Raw genomic sequence first — 16,313 nt, forward strand, 5'->3', positions numbered from 1 at the left:
TGCCGGCGGGCGCGGGGGCGACGGGAACGGCCGCGGCAGCGGTAGCTCGGGCGGCACGGGTGGCGACGCGTCCTCGACGGCCGGGGCGGCGACCGGCGGACACGGGGGAACCGGCGGCGACAACGGCTTGGAATCTGGTGGTCGCGGGGGCGACGGGGGCCGCGGATCGGGTGCTCCGGGGCGCGGTGGTGACGGTGGAGACGGCGGCGCTCCCGGTGGCGCGGGAGGCGCCGGGGGTAGCGGCAGCACCGCGAACGGCAACGCGGGATCCGACGGCTGACGGCTCGGCGTTCACGCTTCCGCTACCGCGGTCGGGTCCTTGGGCCCGTTGCCGTGGCATGGCGAAAGCGGTTGCGCCAGTGGCGGTCACCGAGTCGAAGGCACGCGGGGCGGCGTCGGCGCAGTCGTGCGTGGCAACGTCCGGCATCTCGCTCGGAACGTTTCAACCAGTTTGCTGACGGGATCGTCGCGCCGCAGCCCGGTAGTGTGCTGGGCCGAAGTCGACTGGTGCATCGGTCCGGTGGCGCCGTCACGGTCGGCGCGCGGCGTCCGGGTCGGTCCAACGGCGGCGGTACCGTGCTCGACCTCCCTGGGGATGGTTCCGGTGCGGGTGCGTGGATGCAGGTTTCTGCAGCGCATGACATATTGACGTCCAGGATCGAAATTTGCCGAAAAGTATCGCGCCGGTTGGTTCGGGCTATGTATAGTCCCATCGCATCGTGCTCGACCTGAGACCAATCCGTTCTCGGCGGTATGTGCACCTCGTCTAGAAGGACGCCTCATGAAGAAGTTCGCGCTGTCGATTGCTGCCTTTGCCGCCGTGGGCATTGCCCTGGGCACTGCGGGTACGGCAAACGCCGATGAAGGCGGTTACTTCACGGCCTTGACCGACTACGGTTACGGCGACACCTCGCAGGACGTCGCATTGAACGTCGGCTATGGGGTCTGCAAGGACCGTGCCGCCGGCGTCGCGCGCCAAGCCACCATCGACGACATCTACAACACCACCAACGACGCCGTCGACGCCAAGGACGCCGCATTCCTCTACGACGCCGCCGTCGCCCACCTCTGCTGATCGCCAACGACGTCTGCGGCGATGCGGTTGGTGACAACCGCATCGCCGGGCACCCGCGGCGTGGCCGGCGGCAGGCTCACCTCTGCGAGAGGACTTCGAGCGCCTTGTCGAGGCTGGGATAGATCTCCAGCACGTGGTGCAGATCGGTGATGGTCAGCGGCCGGCGCGTCGCGGGTGCGGCCGCCACGATGGCGAGGCGCGTGTGCGCGGCCAGGCGGTGGACGTCGACCAACACCTGCAATCCGGCCGAGGCCAGGAAGCCGACGTCGGTCAGGTCGACGATCAAAACCGCCGGGGCGGGTGCGATCGCCCGGGCGAGTTCGTCCCGGAGTTGGTCGGCCGTCGACAGGTCGACGTCACCGGTCACGCTGGTGATGGTGCAGCCCGCTTCCCTGCGGGTGAGGACACGCACCCGCGAGGAAGGCTGGAAGGCATTCGATCGCTGCATTGCACCCACGACTTTACGGGATGGCACCGACGACACTGCATTGCGCACAATTGAAATGCGTACGATAGTCTGGCTCCATGCCGGGGCCACGTCTCGACGAACAACTATGTTTTGCGCTCTATTCGGCTTCCCGGGCCGTGACGGCCGCTTACCGGCCGCTGCTGGAGCCGCTCGACCTGACCTACCCCCAATACCTGGTGCTGCTGGTGCTGTGGGAGGAGGAGCCCTGCACGGTGGGGCACCTTGGAGAGCGGCTGTATCTCGACTCGGGGACGCTCTCGCCGTTGCTCAAACGGCTGGAGGCGGCGGGCCTGGTGCTACGCCGACGCAGTGATCTCGACGAGCGGCGCGTCGAGATCACCCTGACGCCCAACGGGCGAGCACTCGAAGAGCGCGCGGCGTGCATCCCGGAGCGCCTGCTGGAGGCCGACGATTCCGCGGCGACCGACCTCGCGTCGCTGCGTGATGCGTTGCACGCCATCACCGCCGAACTGCATGCCCGCACGGCCCGCTGAGGAACCCGTCGCCCGCCCACCGTCGAGAGGATCGATCCCGTGCCCGAGTCCGACCTGCCTGCGCCGCCACCGACCACCCGCGCGCGAACCCTCGCGCGACTCGTCCTGGCGGGTGCGATGATCTTCGCCGGTTTCAGTCACTTGTTCTGGGCCCGTGAGGAATTCCAGGCCCAGGTGCCCCGGTGGGTGCCGATGGACGCCGACGGCGTCGTCATGGCATCCGGAGGCGTCGAGATCACGCTCGGCGTGGGCCTGGCCGTCCTCAACCGGGACCGGGTACTCGTCGGCAGACTGCTCGCGGCGTTCTTCGTCCTGGTCTTCCCCGGCAACATCGCGCAATTCGTCCATCAGACCGATGGTTTCGGCCTCAACAGCGACACCAGTCGCTTCGTTCGGCTCCTGTTCCAGCCGGCGCTGATCGCGTGGGCGCTGTGGGCCACGGGGATACCGCGCGGCAAGCGGTGAAGCGTCCGCGCACCCGGTGATTCGGCCTCAGGTCGTGGCGTCGATCGCGGCGACGGTGATGGCGAAGGGGCCCTGCTGCCCGTCGAGGATGTAGACCGACAGCTGGTCGATGGTCGCGGGGTCCAGCCGCCGCGGCGCGTCGGGTGCGGGGTCGAGGCGCATGCCGACGGGTTCGAAGTCCTCGACGGGCAGCTCGTAGGTCCGTACGGTGCCGGCGACCGTGCGGAATCTCTGGACGTAGGACCAGGGCTGACCCGCCACTCCCAGCTTGAGCAGGTAGACCTTGCCGTCGCCCTCGGCGCGCATTCGCAATGCCGTTGCGCCCGTGGCCCGTTGCCCGATACCGGGGTCCTCGGGGCTGCGGGCCGAGGCGAAGCCGCCGTTGTTCGCCAAGGAGACGTTGCCGGAGAACACCAGCCCGCCGTCGCCGGCAGCGACGGTCGAGGTGGACGCCCCGCCCATGACGGGATCGTTCACCGTCGTCCATCCGGCCACCGCGGCGGGATCGAGATCGACGAGCGCGACGTCCGATGCGGCGGGCGCGGTCGTCTGGGTCGCGTCCGGGGACCCAGACGCCGTCCCACACGACACGACCAACAGTGCCGCGCTCGCCAGCGACACGCCCGCCAGCCGATACCGGAACCCTCGACCCATCATGACGTGTCCTCCTCAACACCGGTTCGACTGCGCGCCGGCCTCGCGGCCGCGCATCGGCATGCCGTCGACGACGTCGTACACCGTGCGCATGTCGGGTACGTCGCCGACGCGGAACTTCTCGCTGCCGTCCTTGCCGATCAACACGGCTGCGAAACCACTCGGCCCGATGTCGAAGCGCTGGGCGAGTTGCCGTGCCTCGTCGGCGGTGATGGCCCGGTCGTCCAGCGTGCTGGCCCCACGGGGCACCACGACACCGAGCACCATGTCGCGATCGGCGAAGTCGCAGCGGCTGTTCTCGACCCGGCGCAGCGTCTCGATCAACCGGGGGTCGTCGGCGGCGGGGGCGAATACCAGCAGCGGCCGACGCTCCCAGAGGAAGTCGCCGAGTCCGGCGGCCGCAACGGTGGCAGGTGACAGCGCGGCACTCGCCACGGCGGCGCCGACCAGCGCGAGGGCCAGGACGAGCGCGCGTCGCAGGGCGCCAGGCATCGTCGACATGTGGCATCACTCCCCGGACACGGTGATTTCGACTGTACCGATCGCAGCGGCGTCGGTGGGCTCGGCCCTGGTCTGGCTGCGGTGTCACGTTGAATGTCGAGGGGGTGCAGCCACTTCGGGGCCGTAGCGCGACACGCTGAAGTCGGCGAGCCGTTTGGCCATGCCCGCGAGCGTGTCGGCGGCGTGATGGCGCGGGTCCCACGCCGCGTACAGGCGGATCCGGACCGGTCCCGCCGGGCCGTCGATGTGCAGGGGAACCAGCCCGAATCGGGGGTCGTCGGTGACCACGGCGACACCGCGCTCGGCGGCGGCGATCGCTTGCGCCACCTGAGGATTGGACACCTCGACGTACCGTCCATATCCGATGCCGGCAGCGTCCATCGCGGCGTCCAGCAGCATGCGCGGCCGGAATTCCTCGGTCAGCAGGATCAGTTCGCGGCCGGCGAGTGCGGCGACGTCGACGCGCGTGCGGTCGGCCCACGGGTCGGATTCGGGAACGTAGGCCCACACCGGCAACACCGCGAGGAGTCGGCTGGCGAGCCACTGCGCCGGCGGGCGGGTGGCGACGGCGAGGTCGGCCCCGCCGCGGATGGCGGCGGCCGCGCCCCGCGGGTCGAGTTCGCGCACCACCGGCGTCGGGTCGTCGGGCCCCCACGTCGCCAGGAACGGGGCGAGCACGTCGGTGAGAGTCGTGGTCGTCACCGCGAGGTGCAGTGAGGACATGCGGCCCGACGCCAGCGACTCCGCCGTGCGCTCGGCCATCGCCGCCTGGTTCAGGAGCGCCCGCGCCTCCACCACGAACTCCTCTGCGGCGGCCGTGGGCCGCAGACGGCGACCGTCCCTGTCGAACAGCCGCAGGCCGAGATCCCGCTCGAGCTGGCGCAGCTGGCGCGACAGCACGGGCTGGGTGACGTGTAGGACCGCGGCCGCCTGCGTGGCCGACCCGCACTCGACCGTCGCGACGAGATAGCGCAGCAGCCGCAGATCGATGCCCACGAAGCATGATTTTAATGCCGAACAAGTCTTGGACGGCAAGTGCGCAGCGCCTCACACTGCATGTCATGGTCAACGGTGTCGAGCAATCCCGCCTCCTGCAGACGGCCGTCCCCGGCCCGCGGTCGGTCGAGCTGATGCAGCGCAAGCAGGCGGCCGTCAGCGCAGGTGTGGGCACCACGATGCCGGTCTTCGCGGCGCGTGCGGCGGGCGGCATCGTCGAGGACGTCGACGGCAACCGCTTCATCGACCTCGGCTCCGGCATCGCGGTGACCACCGTCGGCAACAGCGCGCCCCGGGTGGCAGCCGCTGTCGCCGAGCAGGTCGAGGCCTTCACGCACACGTGTTTCATGGTCACGCCGTACGAGGGGTACGTCGCCGTGGCCGAACGCCTTTCGGAGCTGACGCCCGGTGACCACGCGAAGCGCACCGCGCTGTTCAACACCGGGTCCGAGGCGGTGGAGAACGCGGTGAAGATCGCCCGTTGTGCCACGCGCCGCGACGCGGTGGTGGTGTTCGACCACGCATATCACGGGCGGACCAACCTCACGATGGCGATGACGGCGAAGAACATGCCCTACAAGCGGGGCTTCGGACCGTTCGCCGGCGAGGTCTACCGAGCACCCATGTCGTATCCCTTCCACGACGGCGAGGAGATGGACGGCGCGCGCGCCGCGAAGCGGGCCATCGCCATGCTCGAGGCGCAGGTGGGTGCCGACCAGGTCGCCGCCGTGGTCATCGAACCGGTGCAGGGCGAGGGCGGCTTCATCGTTCCCGCCCCGGGGTTCCTCGCCGCCCTCGCGACGTGGTGTCGGGACAATGGCGCGCTGTTCGTCGCCGACGAGGTGCAGTCCGGCTTCGGGCGCACCGGCGCCTGGTTCGCCGTCGAGCACGAAGGCGTGGTGCCCGACCTGGTGGTCAGTGCCAAGGGCATCGCGGGCGGTCTGCCGCTGGCCGCCGTCACCGGCCGCGCCGAGGTGATGGACGCCGTCCACGCCGGTGGTCTCGGCGGCACCTACGGCGGCAACCCGTTGGCGTGCGCGGCCGCGCTGGCGGTCATCGAGACCATCGAGTCCGAGAACCTGCTGCAGCGCGCCCAGCACATCGAGAAGACGCTGCTCGGACGGCTGCGCGACCTACAGGCGCACGACAAGCGCATCGGCGACGTACGTGGCCGCGGGGCGATGATCGCCGCCGAGTTCGTCGACGCCGTCACCGGCGAACCGGACGCCGAACTCGCCAAGCAGGTGGCCGCACACGCCATCGCCAACGGCGTCATCACGCTCACCTGCGGCACCTGGGGCAACGTGATCCGCTTCCTGCCCCCGCTGAGCATCTCCGACGAACTGCTGGACGAGGCACTCGGGATCGTCGCCCAGGGACTGGCCGAATGACCGCCGTAAGCGCACCGGCGCACCTCGAACTGGTGGCGTCGCTCGACCCGGTCGACGCCGTGCTGATCGACGGGCGCTGGCGCGCCGGTGGGGCGGGCACGTTCGACGTCGAGAACCCGGCGACCGGCGAGGTCGTGGCCACCGTGGCCGACGGCGACGCAAGCGATGCGACCGCGGCCGTCGACGCAGCGGCCATCAGGCTCGCGCAGTGGTCGGCGATCCCGGCCCGCGCGCGGGGCGAGATGCTCACGCGGGTGCGCGATCTGATGCTTCGCGACCACGAGCGACTGGCCCAGTTGATCGCGCTCGAGAACGGCAAGTCACTGGTCGACGCCCGCGGCGAGGTGACCTATGCGGCCGAGTTCTTCCGCTGGTACGCCGAGGAGGCCGTGCGCCCCGGTGGGGACTACGGACCGTCGCCCGCGGGCGGCACCCGCACGCTGGTGACCCACAAGCCAGTGGGTGTCGCCGCACTGGTGACGCCGTGGAACTTTCCGGCCGCCATGGCGACCCGCAAGATCGCCCCGGCGTTGGCGGCTGGGTGCACCGTCGTGCTCAAGCCTGCGGGGGAGACCCCGCTGACGGCCCTGGCCATCGCCCGGCTCATCGAAGAGGCCGGGGTGCCGGGCGGCGTGGTCAACGTGGTGCCGACGAGTGACTCCGCCACCGTCGTGAGCACGTGGCTCGAGGATGCGCGAGTACGCAAGCTGTCCTTCACCGGATCGACCGGCGTGGGCCGAATCCTGCTGCGCCAGGCGGCCGATCGCGTCGTCAACACCTCGATGGAGTTGGGCGGCAATGCGCCGTTCATCGTGACGGCCAACGCGGAGATCACCGCCGCGGTCGAGGGGGCCATGGTGGCCAAGTTCCGCAACGGTGGGCAGGCCTGCACTGCCGCCAACCGCTTCTACGTCCACGCCGACGTGGCCGAGGAATTCACGGCCAGGTTCGGCGCCGCGGTCGAGGCGCTGCGCGTGGGTCCGGCCGACGAGGGCAGCGACGTGGGTCCCCTGATCTCCGCCAAGGCGCTGGGCCAGGTGACCCGGCTGGTCGACGGTGCGGTGGCGCGCGGAGCGACCATCGCGCACCGGGCCGCCGCCCCCGAGGGCGCCGGGCACTTCCTCAGCCCGATGGTGCTCACCGGACTGGCCCCCGACGACGACCTGCTGGGCGAGGAGATCTTCGGACCGGTGGCGCCCATCGTGGTGTGGGACGACGTCGCCGGCTTGCTCGAGATGGTGAACGACAGCGAATACGGCTTGGCTGCCTACGTGTTCGGGGAACTGGCCGAGGCGCTGAAGATCGGTGAGGCGCTCGACGCGGGGATGGTGGGCATCAATCGCGGGTTGGTGTCGGACCCGGCGGCGCCGTTCGGTGGCGTGAAGCAGAGCGGCATCGGCCGCGAAGGCGCCCGCATCGGGCTGGAGGAGTACCTGGAGACGCAGTACCTCAGCGTCGCTTGGTAATCATCACCGCCGTGCCGCGGCGAGCTTGGCCAGCGCGTTGCGGGCCATCTCGCGGGTTTCGCGACGCGGTTGTTTGCCGTGTCGCACGTCGTCATGCGCTGCGGTCAGCAGCCACCACGTGGTGCTGACCATGAACGTGGCCGTGAACTGCGTGTCGACGGTGCCGTCGCGCTGGCCGCGTTCGATGACGGCGATGATGCCTTGGTCGGTCTCGCAGTCGAAGTCGTCGACGTCGTGGTCCTCCGACGCGCGCAACCACCAGCCCAGGCTGTCCAGGCGTTCGAGCATCTCGTCGACGATCCGCAGGTAGGCGGCCAGTCCGGTGCCCTCGTCGGTGCGGGCTTCCCGGATGGCCTCTTCGTACTGGGATTCGACGAACGCCTCGATGCCTTCCGTCAGCGCTGCCCGGTCGGGGAAGTAGCGGTTGAGCGTGCTGCGCGCCACGCCCGCGGCGGTCGCGATGTCGCTCATCGACGCGGTGGCATCGTCGGTGAGCACGTCGATCGCCGCCGACAGCAGCGCCGCTCGCGTGCGATCGCGAGCGCGCAGGGGGCGGGTGCTCGCAGCCATGACCACATCGTGCCCCACGGACCCCCTTTCGGACGAAACTTGACGAAAATCGGACACATATGTCCTAATTTTAGGTGTGAACCCCACCGCAGTCGTTGACGCGCATGCCGAGTCGCAGCCCAGCAGACTGTCCGTGCTGTGGGGCTTCGTGCGACCCCATCGCGGCCGGCTGGCCGTGGCCCTCCTGCTGGGACTGGGTGTCTCGGCGGCCGAATTGGCGACGCCGCTCGTCACGCGGAGCGTGCTCGATGCGATCGGCGCCGCGGGGGGATTCGTCGGGCCCGCTCTGCTGCTGGCCGGAGTCATCGTGGTCAGCACGGTCCTGAGTTGGCGGCAGTGGGTGATCCTGGGGACGCTGGCCGAGGACGTCGTCTTCGACGCCCGCCAGGGAATGGTCAAGCGTTTCTTGCGCGCCCGCCTGCTGCCCCTGCACGAGCGTTCCAACGGCGAGCTGGTGACCAGGGTGACCAGCGACACCGTGCTGCTGCGCGAAGCGACGTCGTCGAGCGCGGTCGGGCTCGTCAACGGCACCATCACCGTCGTCGGCACGCTGGCCCTGATGGTGTATCTCAACCCGCTGCTGGGTGCGGTGACCATCGGGTCGATGGTGCTGATCGCCATCGTCTTCGCGCTGTTGACGCCGGCCATCGGTCAGGCCCAGGAAGACGCCCAGCGCGCACTCGGCGGCCTGGGCGGCATCCTGGAGACCACGCTGCGGGCCATCAAGACCGTCAAGGTGGCAACAGCCGAGGAACGGCAATCGGATTCGCTCGTCGAACGAGCCCTGGAATCGCGCAGCCACAGCGTGCGCGCGGTGCGCCGCGAAGCCTTCGTCTGGAGTGTCACCTTCTCCGGCGTCCAAGCCACAACTCTCGTGATCGTCTGTGGCGGTGCCTATCTCGTATCGGTGGGGCAGCTCGGCATGTCCACCCTGGTGGCCTTCCTGCTCTACGCGGTGGGCCTGCTGGGTCCGACCATGGAGTTGAGCCACCACCTCACGACACTGCAGGCGGGCATCGCCGCCGCCGGCCGGATACGCGACGTGCAGTCGCTCGCCCAAGAACCGCAGGACATCGGTCCGGCGACCCCAGACCGCCTCACCGCCCTCGACGTGCCCGCCGTGGCGTTCGAGGGGGTCGGCGCCCGCTACCGCAGCGGTGGCCCACCGGTCCTGCGCGACGTCAGCGTGGACGTACCACGACGGGGCCACACGGCGATCGTCGGTCCGTCCGGTGCCGGCAAGACCACGTTGTTCGCAGCAATGCTCGCGTTCATCGAGGCGGAGACGGGTTCGCTTCGAATGGGCGGCAAGGCCTACTCGGAATTGGGCATCGCCGGGGTGCGCCGGCGCCTCGGCTACGTCGAACAGGACTGCCCGTTGCTGCCGGGAACGCTTCGCGACAACCTGTTGTTCGCGAATCCCGAAGCCACGCAGGACCAAGTCGACGACGTGGTGCGTCGGCTGCTGCTGACCGACCTGGTCACCGGTCTGCCGCGGGGACTCGACACCGACGTTGCGGCGGTGACCATCTCGGGTGGGCAGCGGCAGCGCGTGGCCCTGGCACGGGCGCTGCTGGCGCAACCGGAGGTGCTCCTCCTGGACGAGGTCACCGCACAGATCGACGCCTTGTCGGAGGCCGCCGTACACGACGTCATCCGCGAGGAGGCCGCCAGCAGGGCGGTGGTCACCATCGCCCACCGGCTGTCGACGGTCGTCGACGCCGACACCATCATCGTGATGGACCGCGGGCGCATCGTCGACCGAGGGCGCCACGACGAACTCCTCGAACGGTGTGAGCTCTACCGCCGTCTCGTCGACTCACTCCGGCTCGACACCGTCCCTGCCGGTGCCGACATCCGGGAAGGGATCACCCCATGACCCAGGGCAACGCGCCGGTCACCACCACCACGACCGACGCCTCCGCGCCCACGACCCCTGCGGCGCAGCGCACCTCGGTGCTGTCCGCGCTCAGCCCCAACGACGTCTACGGCGGCGTCATCGGGACGGTGTTCGCCAGTGCGACGCTGGCGGCCATCCCCATCGGGCAGTCGGCGGGGTACTCGGCACTGTGGGTCGCCGCCAGCGTCGGCATCGCGGCGATCACGCGCAGCTACGGCCAGCACGTGTCGGCTCACCAGGTCAGCCCCACCACGGGCTTCTGGCGGGACCTGCGGTCCTTCCTGCTCACCGGCGTTCCGATGGTGCTCGCGTCCGTCCCCACGCTGATCCTGCTGTGGACGGCCCACCTCACCGGATGGCGCGACGACGTGGAAGGGGCCGACGGGTCGCTCACGGTGGGCTACACGTCGGTCGCGCTCGTGCTGAACGCGGGCCTGCTGTTCGGCTGGGGCGTGGTGGCCGGCCGGATCAGTGGCTACTCGAAGTGGGGGGCGTGCGTCGTCGGGCTGGGCAACACCGCCCTGGGCGTGGCCGTCATCCTGGTCAACCTCGCCATCAAGTGACCTGCGCTTGCCGATGACCGCGAACCTGGACCACATTGGTGGGCATGTCAGCGGAACGACGGTCGGCGATCCACACGGTGCGAGCCGGGGTACTGGACGTGGCCTACGAGCGGCACGGCGACCCGGCGGGCTGGCCGGTGGTGCTGCTCCACGGCTTCCCGTACGCCCCACCCTGCTATGACGACGTGGTGCCGCCACTCGTCGAGGCCGGCGCCGACGTCGTGGTGCCCTACCTGCGGGGTTACGGGCCAACCCGTTTCGTCGACTACGCCACCATGCGCTCGGGCCAGCAGGCCGCGTTGGCCCACGATCTGCGGGACCTCATCGAGGCGCTCGCGATCGACCGCCCCATGGTCGGTGGCTTCGACTGGGGTGGGCGCGCCGCATGCCTGGTGGCGGCGCTCTGGCCCGAGGCGGTCTCGGGTCTGGTCACGGTGGACGGGTACAACGTCCAGGACATCGCGGCCGCCGCGACCCCCGCACTGCCGGAGGTCGAGGCCCGCTACTGGTACCAGTACTACCTGCACGGTGAGCGGGGGCGCCGCGGCCTGGAACGCCACCGCGCCGAGTACGCCCGGCTGCTGTGGCAGCAGTGGTCGCCGCGATGGGACTTCACCGAGCAGGCACTCCTGGCCACCACGCGCTGCTTCGACAACCCGGACTTCGTCGACGTCGTGGTGCACAGCTACCGCCACCGGTACGGTCTGGTCGCCGGCGACCCGGCGTACGAGGCGACCGAGCAGCGCATCGCCACCCGACCACCCGTCGACGTGCCGACCGTCGTCCTCGATCCCCTGTACGACGGTCTGGGCCCGCGTCCCGGCGTCGGCGACCACCACGAACACTTCGCTCGACTGGTCGACCACCGGGCAGTGGACGCCGGCCACGGCCTGCCGCAGGAGAACCCGAAGGCCTTCGCCGATGCCGTCCTCCTGCTGAGACGATCACACCCCACGGTTTGAGATCACGGGCGCGCGGCAAGCACCACAGTCGTGCCCGAGGGTGACACCGTGTTCGCGCTGGCGCGCCGGCTCGACGCCGCCCTTCGCGGGCGCGTGCTGACGCACGGCAGGCTGCGCGTTCCGGCGCATGCCGCCGAGGACCTCGGCGGTCTCACGGTGCTCGAGCACGTCACGCACGGCAAGCACCTGTTGACCCGCCTTTCCGAGGACGTCACGCTGCACACGCACCTGCGGATGTCGGGCTCGTGGACGATCTCACGCGCCGGTAGGCGGCTGCCCGCGACCGTCATGCCGGACGTGCGTGTGGTGCTGCGCACCGACGGACCCGCGGCGTACGGCATCCGGCTCCCGGTGGTCGAATTGCTGCGCACGCGTGACGAATTCATGGTCGTCGGGCACCTCGGGCCCGATCCGCTGCGCCCGGACTGGGACGCTCGGGAGGCGTTGCGACGCATGCGCGAAGACGGGGGACGGCCGGTGGTGGCCGTCCTGCTCGACCAGCGCTGCGTGGCCGGCTTCGGCAACCTGTGGGCCAACGAGCTGTGCTTCCTGCGGGGGCTCAGCCCGTGGACCCCGATCGACCAGGTCGACGTCGAGGCCTTGCTGGCTCTCGGGGCACGCGCACTCCGCCATTCGGCCACGGTGCCCGGCGCCATGCAGGTGACCACGGGCCACCGGCGCAAGGGCGAGAGTCACTGGGTGGCCGGCAGGGCGGGGCGGCCGTGCCTGCGATGCTCGACCGTCGTCAGGGCGATCGACGAGGTCCCCAACGACCCGGAGCGGAGGCGCACCTGGTGGTGTCCGAACTGCCAACCGGGGCCGCAAGCGCCGCCCGGTTAGGAATCCGGGGCGCGGTGCCTGCCGATGTACTCGGCCTGCGCCGTCGGCGGCCGCCAACCCAGGCCGAAGAGTTCGTAGGACGAGTTCCCGAAGCTGGGCGCGGTGGCCGACAGGCCACCAGGCGACGGGATCAGGGGATCCACTCCGTGGTCGTTCATGTCCGCTCCGTGGTGACGTTGACGCTGGCGCAGATTCGATACCCGCCAACCGGAGGGACGAAACGCAGCTGTCACGACGGTCTGGCGGGCGGAGCGAACCCGGGCTACTTCTCGACGCTCACCACGGGGAGGATTCGTCGACGGGGATGCCTAGCGGTCGCCGGCCGTCACTGGCCGTTGGCGACCACCCCGCCGCTGAGGTGGTCGACGACGAAATCCGCTGCCTGGTCGGCCATCCCATTGCTCTTGTAGGCGCTGTGGGCGGCTCGTTCGAAGCCGCCGGGTTGGCACACCGGATCGCCCGGTGCGCAGAGTTGCACGGTCTTGTCGGCGTAGCGGGGACCGACCGAGATCGGCGGGGCGTTGCGGTCGACGATGTCGAGGAAGTTCGAATCCGGGGTGCCGAACAGCGCCACGGCGGCGACGTGTGACGCCACCGACTCCGGCATGGGCCCCTTGATGCTCGGCGGCAGCACGTAGCCCGGCGGAACGCTGTCGAACGTGGTGTAGGCCGCGACGGCGGCGCCCTGCGAGTACCCGCCCAGCACGATCTGGGTGTCGGGGCACCGATTGGCCAGCGCTTCGATGTAGTTGGCGGCGTCACCGACGCCGCCGACCGCCGCCTGGAAGTCCAGCGATGCCGGGTAGTTCACCCCGTAGACCGCGGCGGGCGTCTTCAGGCGCGAGTTGAGCGCGTCGATGAACGCCTGACCGGTGGCGCCGACACCGGGCGCCTCGAACGTGCCGCGGGCGAAGACGACCTCGACGGCGGGGCATCCCTGCGCGGGCTCGGCCCACGCCGACGCCATGCCGGGGCCCACGGCGGCGACGAGCGCCAACCCTGCGGCGGCGGCGAGTCGGCGGCCCCTCCGCACGTGCGTACTGATGGTCATGGGTGCCTTTCGACGGAGCCGCTTAGACGGGCTATCAAGCTATATGGCTATCACGCCACCCCCGTTGGTGCAGAACGGCCTCGCCGATTGCTGTCCGAACGCTGGGACCGCTCGGATGAGCGGCGTCACTGAACAGGGCGAAAACCGATGCTTCCAGACGCGCGTGGGCCCGCCTGCGATCCTCGACCACTTGGGATGGGGACTTCGTCGCCCGTCACGTCCCACGGGCAGCGCCCGGCCGGGTGCCTGCGGCAACCGCTGACGGCCTCAGACCGGCGGCCAGTGGCGTAGCGCGGCATCGGCGACCCGTTGGAGTTCGCGACGGCCGGCACCGCCTGCGGCCTGCACGGCGAGACCGTTGCCGACGGTGGCCACGTAGCGGGCGAGCAGCCCGGGATCGGTGTCGGCGCTCAGGTCACCGGCCGCGACGGCCGCGCGGAAGCGATCGCGCAGCTGCGACCACTGTTCCTCGCGGCACGCGGCCAGGAAGTCGCGCGCGGATTGGGCCACGTCTCCTGCGACCAGCGAGCCCTGCACGACGAGGCATCCGGCGGGACCACCTCGGCGGGTGGTGGCGGCCACCACGCCGGCGAGGGCAGCCGCGGCGACCTCGCGGGCGGTCGGCTGGGCCAGCGCGGAGGTGAGGTAGCCGGCCGGCCCGGCCAGGTAGCGGCGGACGGCGGCCTGAAACAGCTGTTCCTTGTTGCCGAAGGCCGCGTACATGCTGGTGCGCGTGATGCCCATGGCATCGGTCAGGTCGGCCAGCGTCGCGCCCTCGTACCCCCGCTCCCAGAACACCAGCATGGCGCGCTCCAACGCCTGGTCGGCGTCGAAGCCCCGGGGCCGCCCCAGGGCCGTTCCCGTGGTCGTCGGCATGTGACGAGTCTACGCCTTCTGTACCGATCGGTCCCGAAGTGATACGGTGACTTCCGTACCGATCGATACCGAACCGGCGCGACGTGCGCCGTACCGCGAGGAAGGCCAATCCCATGAACGCTGCGGCACCCGAGCATCTCGGCTCTCCTCGCCCACGCCCCCTCGCGGGCCTGCGGGCACTCGTCACCGGCGGTTCACGCGGCATCGGAGCCGAGATCGTTCGCCGTCTGGCGGCCGATGGCGCTGCCGTGGCGTTCACCTACCGGTCCTCGCCGCAGCAGGCCGACGACCTCGTCGCCGCCGCGACGTCGGCGGGCGCCACCGTCGTCGGGCTCGACGCCGACAGCGCCGACGCCGCCCAGATCCAGCGCGCCGTCGACGAGGCCGCGCGCCGCCTCGGCGGCCTGGACGTCCTCGTCAACAACGCGGGCATCGCCCATGCCGAACCCATCGACACCTTCCCCCTCGAGCGGTTCGACCAGTCGATCGCGGTGAACGTGCGGGCGGTGTTCGCCGCCGTACAGGCGGCCGTCGCCCACATGGAAGAGTCCGGCCGCATCATCACCATCGGCAGCGTCAACGGCGATCGGGTGCACGTCCCCAACCTGGCGGTGTACGCCATGACCAAGGCGGCGGTCGCCGGCCTGACGCGCGGCCTGGCGCGGGAACTCGGCCCGCGCGGCATCACCGTGAACAACCTGGCGGTAGGCCCCACGAGCACCGACATGAACCCGGATGACGACAGTGACATGGCCGAGGCGAACCGGGCGATGACCGCGTTGGGTCGCTATGGTCATCCGCGCGACATCGCCAGTGCCGTCGCCTATCTCGCCTCACCGGAAGCGGCGTGGGTGACCGGCGCGACGTGGGCCGTCGACGGTGGTTTCAGCGCCTGAGCGCAGACGGCGAGGCCAACCGTCCCGTTCGGTCACGACTAGGACCGATTTCGCGAAAGCGCATGCGCAAGCGCTTGCGTAGCCCCTAGGCTCCTGCACAGCCGCGACGCGGTCGGCGTCGCACCGGGACGAGGGAGTCCACATGGTCGGAAAGCGCACCCGCAGCACGCTCGCCGTCGGAGCGCTGCTCACCGCGGGGTCACTGGTCCTCGGTGTCACCGGCTGCAGCAGCTCCGGCTCCGACGAGGTCAAGGTCGGGCTGATCACCAAGACCGACTCGAACCCGTACTTCGTCAAACTGCGGGAGGCCGCCCAGGCGCAGGCCGACAAGGACGGTGCCAAATTGGTGGCGCTTGCCGGAGCCTTCGATGGCGACAACGAGGGTCAGGTGTCGGCCATCGAGAACATGGTCGGCCAGGGCGTCAAGGGCATCCTCATCACCCCGAACTCCTCGACCGGCGTGCTCGACGCCATCAAGAAGGCCCGCGACGCAGGCGTCGTCGTCATCGCCCTCGACACCGCGACGGACCCCGAAGACGCCGTCGACGCCACGTTCGCCACCGACAACAAGGCCGCGGGCGTCAGCCAGGGCAAGTGGGTGCGCGCCGCGATCGGCAGCGCCGCGCCCCAGGTCGTCATGCTCGACGGCACGCCGGGCGGCACCGTCGACACCTTCCGCCACGACGGCTTCCTCGAGGGCTTCGGCATCGCCAACGGCTCGCCGGAGATCGTCGGCCAGGAGAACACCAACGGCGACCAGACCAAGGCGCAGACCGCAATGGAGAACATCCTGCAGCGCGCCCCGCGGATCAACGCCCTCTACACCATCAACGAACCCGCCGCCGCGGGCGCCTATCAGGCCATCCAGTCCGCCAACCGCGCGGGTCAGATCACCATCGGATCGATCGACGGCAGCTGCACCGGCATCGCGGACGTCAAGGCAGGCAAGATCGGCGCCACGGTGCTCCAATTCCCGGCCAAGATGGCCGAACTCGGCGTGCAGGCCGTCGTGAAGTTCGCCAAGGACGGCACCAAGCCCAGCGGATTCAACGACACCGGTTCGCAGCTCGTCACCGACAAGCCCATGCCCGGTATCGAATCGAAGGACACCGCCTGGGGCGAACAGAACTGCTGGGGCTGAGCC

At 70.2% G+C, this 16,313-nt stretch carries 19 protein-coding genes and 1 pseudogene; 12 read left to right on the top strand and 8 right to left on the bottom strand.

What is annotated here, in order from left to right; translation table 11 throughout:
* Positions 1–280, top strand: a pseudogene (locus AC30CM_RS13395) (PE family protein); the annotation flags it as partial.
* Between the two features lie 501 nt (positions 281–781).
* Positions 782–1,075 (top strand): DUF732 domain-containing protein, encoded by a 294-nt coding sequence (locus AC30CM_RS13400; protein WP_490117373.1) that lies wholly within the window; start codon positions 782–784, stop codon positions 1,073–1,075.
* 76 nt (positions 1,076–1,151) lie between these two features.
* Here the strand turns inward: AC30CM_RS13400 and AC30CM_RS13405 are convergent, their stop codons facing one another.
* Positions 1,152–1,523: an STAS domain-containing protein gene (locus AC30CM_RS13405; protein ID WP_490117374.1), complete on the bottom strand. Its 372-nt coding sequence runs from the start codon at positions 1,521–1,523 to the stop codon at positions 1,152–1,154.
* Between the two features lie 77 nt (positions 1,524–1,600).
* Between AC30CM_RS13405 and AC30CM_RS13410 the strand changes: the two genes are divergently transcribed.
* Both AC30CM_RS13410 and AC30CM_RS13415 read left to right on the top strand, forming a co-directional pair.
* On the top strand, positions 1,601–2,038 hold the full coding sequence (locus AC30CM_RS13410; RefSeq protein ID WP_490117375.1) for a MarR family winged helix-turn-helix transcriptional regulator: 438 nt from the start codon (positions 1,601–1,603) through the stop codon (positions 2,036–2,038).
* Positions 2,039–2,155: 117 nt separating this feature from the next.
* Complete coding sequence (locus AC30CM_RS13415; protein WP_490117449.1) at positions 2,156–2,503, top strand: DoxX family protein; 348 nt, start codon at positions 2,156–2,158, stop codon at positions 2,501–2,503.
* A 27-nt stretch (positions 2,504–2,530) separates the two neighbouring features.
* Here AC30CM_RS13415 and AC30CM_RS13420 read toward each other — a convergent pair whose 3' ends face one another.
* The 3 genes from AC30CM_RS13420 to AC30CM_RS13430 all read right to left on the bottom strand — a co-directional run bounded on the left by AC30CM_RS13420 (position 2,531) and on the right by AC30CM_RS13430 (position 4,654).
* Positions 2,531–3,160, bottom strand: a complete 630-nt coding sequence (locus AC30CM_RS13420) for a CIA30 family protein (RefSeq protein ID WP_490117376.1) — start codon at positions 3,158–3,160, stop codon at positions 2,531–2,533.
* A 12-nt stretch (positions 3,161–3,172) separates the two neighbouring features.
* Positions 3,173–3,658: a DUF4174 domain-containing protein gene (locus AC30CM_RS13425; RefSeq protein WP_490117377.1), complete on the bottom strand. Its 486-nt coding sequence runs from the start codon at positions 3,656–3,658 to the stop codon at positions 3,173–3,175.
* 84 nt (positions 3,659–3,742) lie between these two features.
* The gene (locus AC30CM_RS13430) at positions 3,743–4,654 is read right to left on the bottom strand and encodes a LysR family transcriptional regulator (RefSeq protein ID WP_490117378.1); all 912 of its coding nucleotides are present in this window, start codon (positions 4,652–4,654) and stop codon (positions 3,743–3,745) included.
* A 65-nt stretch (positions 4,655–4,719) separates the two neighbouring features.
* On the opposite strand from AC30CM_RS13430, the gene gabT reads away from it, so the two are divergent.
* Positions 4,720–6,045: a 4-aminobutyrate--2-oxoglutarate transaminase gene (gene gabT / locus AC30CM_RS13435; RefSeq protein WP_490117379.1), complete on the top strand. Its 1,326-nt coding sequence runs from the start codon at positions 4,720–4,722 to the stop codon at positions 6,043–6,045.
* The gene (locus AC30CM_RS13440) at positions 6,042–7,511 is read left to right on the top strand and encodes an NAD-dependent succinate-semialdehyde dehydrogenase (protein ID WP_490117380.1); all 1,470 of its coding nucleotides are present in this window, start codon (positions 6,042–6,044) and stop codon (positions 7,509–7,511) included. The genes gabT and AC30CM_RS13440 overlap by 4 nt, the downstream gene beginning before the upstream one ends.
* Positions 7,512–7,514: 3 nt before the next feature.
* On the opposite strand, the gene AC30CM_RS13445 is transcribed toward AC30CM_RS13440, so the two are convergent.
* Positions 7,515–8,081, bottom strand: a complete 567-nt coding sequence (locus AC30CM_RS13445) for a TetR/AcrR family transcriptional regulator (protein WP_490117381.1) — start codon at positions 8,079–8,081, stop codon at positions 7,515–7,517.
* A 76-nt stretch (positions 8,082–8,157) separates the two neighbouring features.
* Between AC30CM_RS13445 and AC30CM_RS13450 the strand changes: the two genes are divergently transcribed.
* Genes AC30CM_RS13450 through AC30CM_RS13465 form a run of 4 tightly spaced genes read left to right on the top strand, consistent with a single transcriptional unit; the run spans position 8,158 to position 12,346 of the window.
* Positions 8,158–9,960: an ABC transporter ATP-binding protein gene (locus tag AC30CM_RS13450; RefSeq protein WP_490117382.1), complete on the top strand. Its 1,803-nt coding sequence runs from the start codon at positions 8,158–8,160 to the stop codon at positions 9,958–9,960.
* A complete protein-coding gene (locus AC30CM_RS13455) occupies positions 9,957–10,544 on the top strand; it encodes a hypothetical protein (protein WP_490117383.1) in 588 nt (195 codons plus the stop codon). The genes AC30CM_RS13450 and AC30CM_RS13455 overlap by 4 nt, the downstream gene beginning before the upstream one ends.
* A 44-nt stretch (positions 10,545–10,588) precedes the next feature.
* The gene (locus tag AC30CM_RS13460) at positions 10,589–11,506 is read left to right on the top strand and encodes an alpha/beta fold hydrolase (RefSeq protein ID WP_490117384.1); all 918 of its coding nucleotides are present in this window, start codon (positions 10,589–10,591) and stop codon (positions 11,504–11,506) included.
* Positions 11,507–11,536: 30 nt separating this feature from the next.
* Entirely contained in the window at positions 11,537–12,346 is an 810-nt protein-coding gene (locus tag AC30CM_RS13465; RefSeq protein ID WP_490117385.1) for a DNA-formamidopyrimidine glycosylase family protein, read from the top strand.
* Here the strand turns inward: AC30CM_RS13465 and AC30CM_RS13470 are convergent.
* From AC30CM_RS13470 to AC30CM_RS13480, 3 genes are all read right to left on the bottom strand, one after another.
* Positions 12,343–12,504: a hypothetical protein gene (locus AC30CM_RS13470; RefSeq protein WP_490117386.1), complete on the bottom strand. Its 162-nt coding sequence runs from the start codon at positions 12,502–12,504 to the stop codon at positions 12,343–12,345. The two genes, AC30CM_RS13465 and AC30CM_RS13470, sit on opposite strands and share 4 nt — an antisense overlap.
* Before the next feature lie 167 nt (positions 12,505–12,671).
* Complete coding sequence (locus AC30CM_RS13475) at positions 12,672–13,397, bottom strand: cutinase family protein (protein ID WP_490117387.1); 726 nt, start codon at positions 13,395–13,397, stop codon at positions 12,672–12,674.
* 267 nt (positions 13,398–13,664) lie between these two features.
* Positions 13,665–14,273, bottom strand: a complete 609-nt coding sequence (locus AC30CM_RS13480; RefSeq protein ID WP_490117388.1) for a TetR/AcrR family transcriptional regulator — start codon at positions 14,271–14,273, stop codon at positions 13,665–13,667.
* Positions 14,274–14,386: 113 nt separating this feature from the next.
* On the opposite strand from AC30CM_RS13480, the gene AC30CM_RS13485 reads away from it, so the two are divergent.
* Both AC30CM_RS13485 and AC30CM_RS13490 read left to right on the top strand, forming a co-directional pair.
* Positions 14,387–15,169, top strand: a complete 783-nt coding sequence (locus AC30CM_RS13485; protein ID WP_490117389.1) for a 3-oxoacyl-ACP reductase family protein — start codon at positions 14,387–14,389, stop codon at positions 15,167–15,169.
* Positions 15,170–15,311: 142 nt separating this feature from the next.
* Positions 15,312–16,310 carry a substrate-binding domain-containing protein gene (locus AC30CM_RS13490; RefSeq protein WP_490117390.1) on the top strand — a complete coding sequence of 333 codons (999 nt, stop codon included), beginning with the start codon at positions 15,312–15,314 and terminating at the stop codon, positions 16,308–16,310.
* Positions 16,311–16,313 lie beyond the last annotated feature (3 nt).

This window comes from Mycobacterium sp. DHQP2018-32-09 (assembly GCF_058148405.1).

Excerpts from the sequence above, each read along its gene's own strand:
- AC30CM_RS13400 (WP_490117373.1), top strand. The coding sequence starts at position 782 with ATGAAGAAGTTCGCGCTGTCGATTGCTGCCTTTGCCGCCGTGGGCATT.
- AC30CM_RS13405 (WP_490117374.1), bottom strand. The coding sequence starts at position 1,523 with ATGCAGCGATCGAATGCCTTCCAGCCTTCCTCGCGGGTGCGTGTCCTC.
- AC30CM_RS13410 (WP_490117375.1), top strand. The coding sequence starts at position 1,601 with ATGCCGGGGCCACGTCTCGACGAACAACTATGTTTTGCGCTCTATTCG.
- AC30CM_RS13415 (WP_490117449.1), top strand. The coding sequence starts at position 2,156 with ATGATCTTCGCCGGTTTCAGTCACTTGTTCTGGGCCCGTGAGGAATTC.
- AC30CM_RS13420 (WP_490117376.1), bottom strand. The coding sequence starts at position 3,160 with ATGATGGGTCGAGGGTTCCGGTATCGGCTGGCGGGCGTGTCGCTGGCG.
- AC30CM_RS13425 (WP_490117377.1), bottom strand. The coding sequence starts at position 3,658 with ATGTCGACGATGCCTGGCGCCCTGCGACGCGCGCTCGTCCTGGCCCTC.
- gabT (WP_490117379.1), top strand. The coding sequence starts at position 4,720 with ATGGTCAACGGTGTCGAGCAATCCCGCCTCCTGCAGACGGCCGTCCCC.
- AC30CM_RS13440 (WP_490117380.1), top strand. The coding sequence starts at position 6,042 with ATGACCGCCGTAAGCGCACCGGCGCACCTCGAACTGGTGGCGTCGCTC.
- AC30CM_RS13445 (WP_490117381.1), bottom strand. The coding sequence starts at position 8,081 with ATGGCTGCGAGCACCCGCCCCCTGCGCGCTCGCGATCGCACGCGAGCG.
- AC30CM_RS13455 (WP_490117383.1), top strand. The coding sequence starts at position 9,957 with ATGACCCAGGGCAACGCGCCGGTCACCACCACCACGACCGACGCCTCC.
- AC30CM_RS13460 (WP_490117384.1), top strand. The coding sequence starts at position 10,589 with ATGTCAGCGGAACGACGGTCGGCGATCCACACGGTGCGAGCCGGGGTA.
- AC30CM_RS13470 (WP_490117386.1), bottom strand. The coding sequence starts at position 12,504 with ATGAACGACCACGGAGTGGATCCCCTGATCCCGTCGCCTGGTGGCCTG.
- AC30CM_RS13475 (WP_490117387.1), bottom strand. The coding sequence starts at position 13,397 with ATGACCATCAGTACGCACGTGCGGAGGGGCCGCCGACTCGCCGCCGCC.
- AC30CM_RS13480 (WP_490117388.1), bottom strand. The coding sequence starts at position 14,273 with ATGCCGACGACCACGGGAACGGCCCTGGGGCGGCCCCGGGGCTTCGAC.
- AC30CM_RS13485 (WP_490117389.1), top strand. The coding sequence starts at position 14,387 with ATGAACGCTGCGGCACCCGAGCATCTCGGCTCTCCTCGCCCACGCCCC.
- AC30CM_RS13490 (WP_490117390.1), top strand. The coding sequence starts at position 15,312 with ATGGTCGGAAAGCGCACCCGCAGCACGCTCGCCGTCGGAGCGCTGCTC.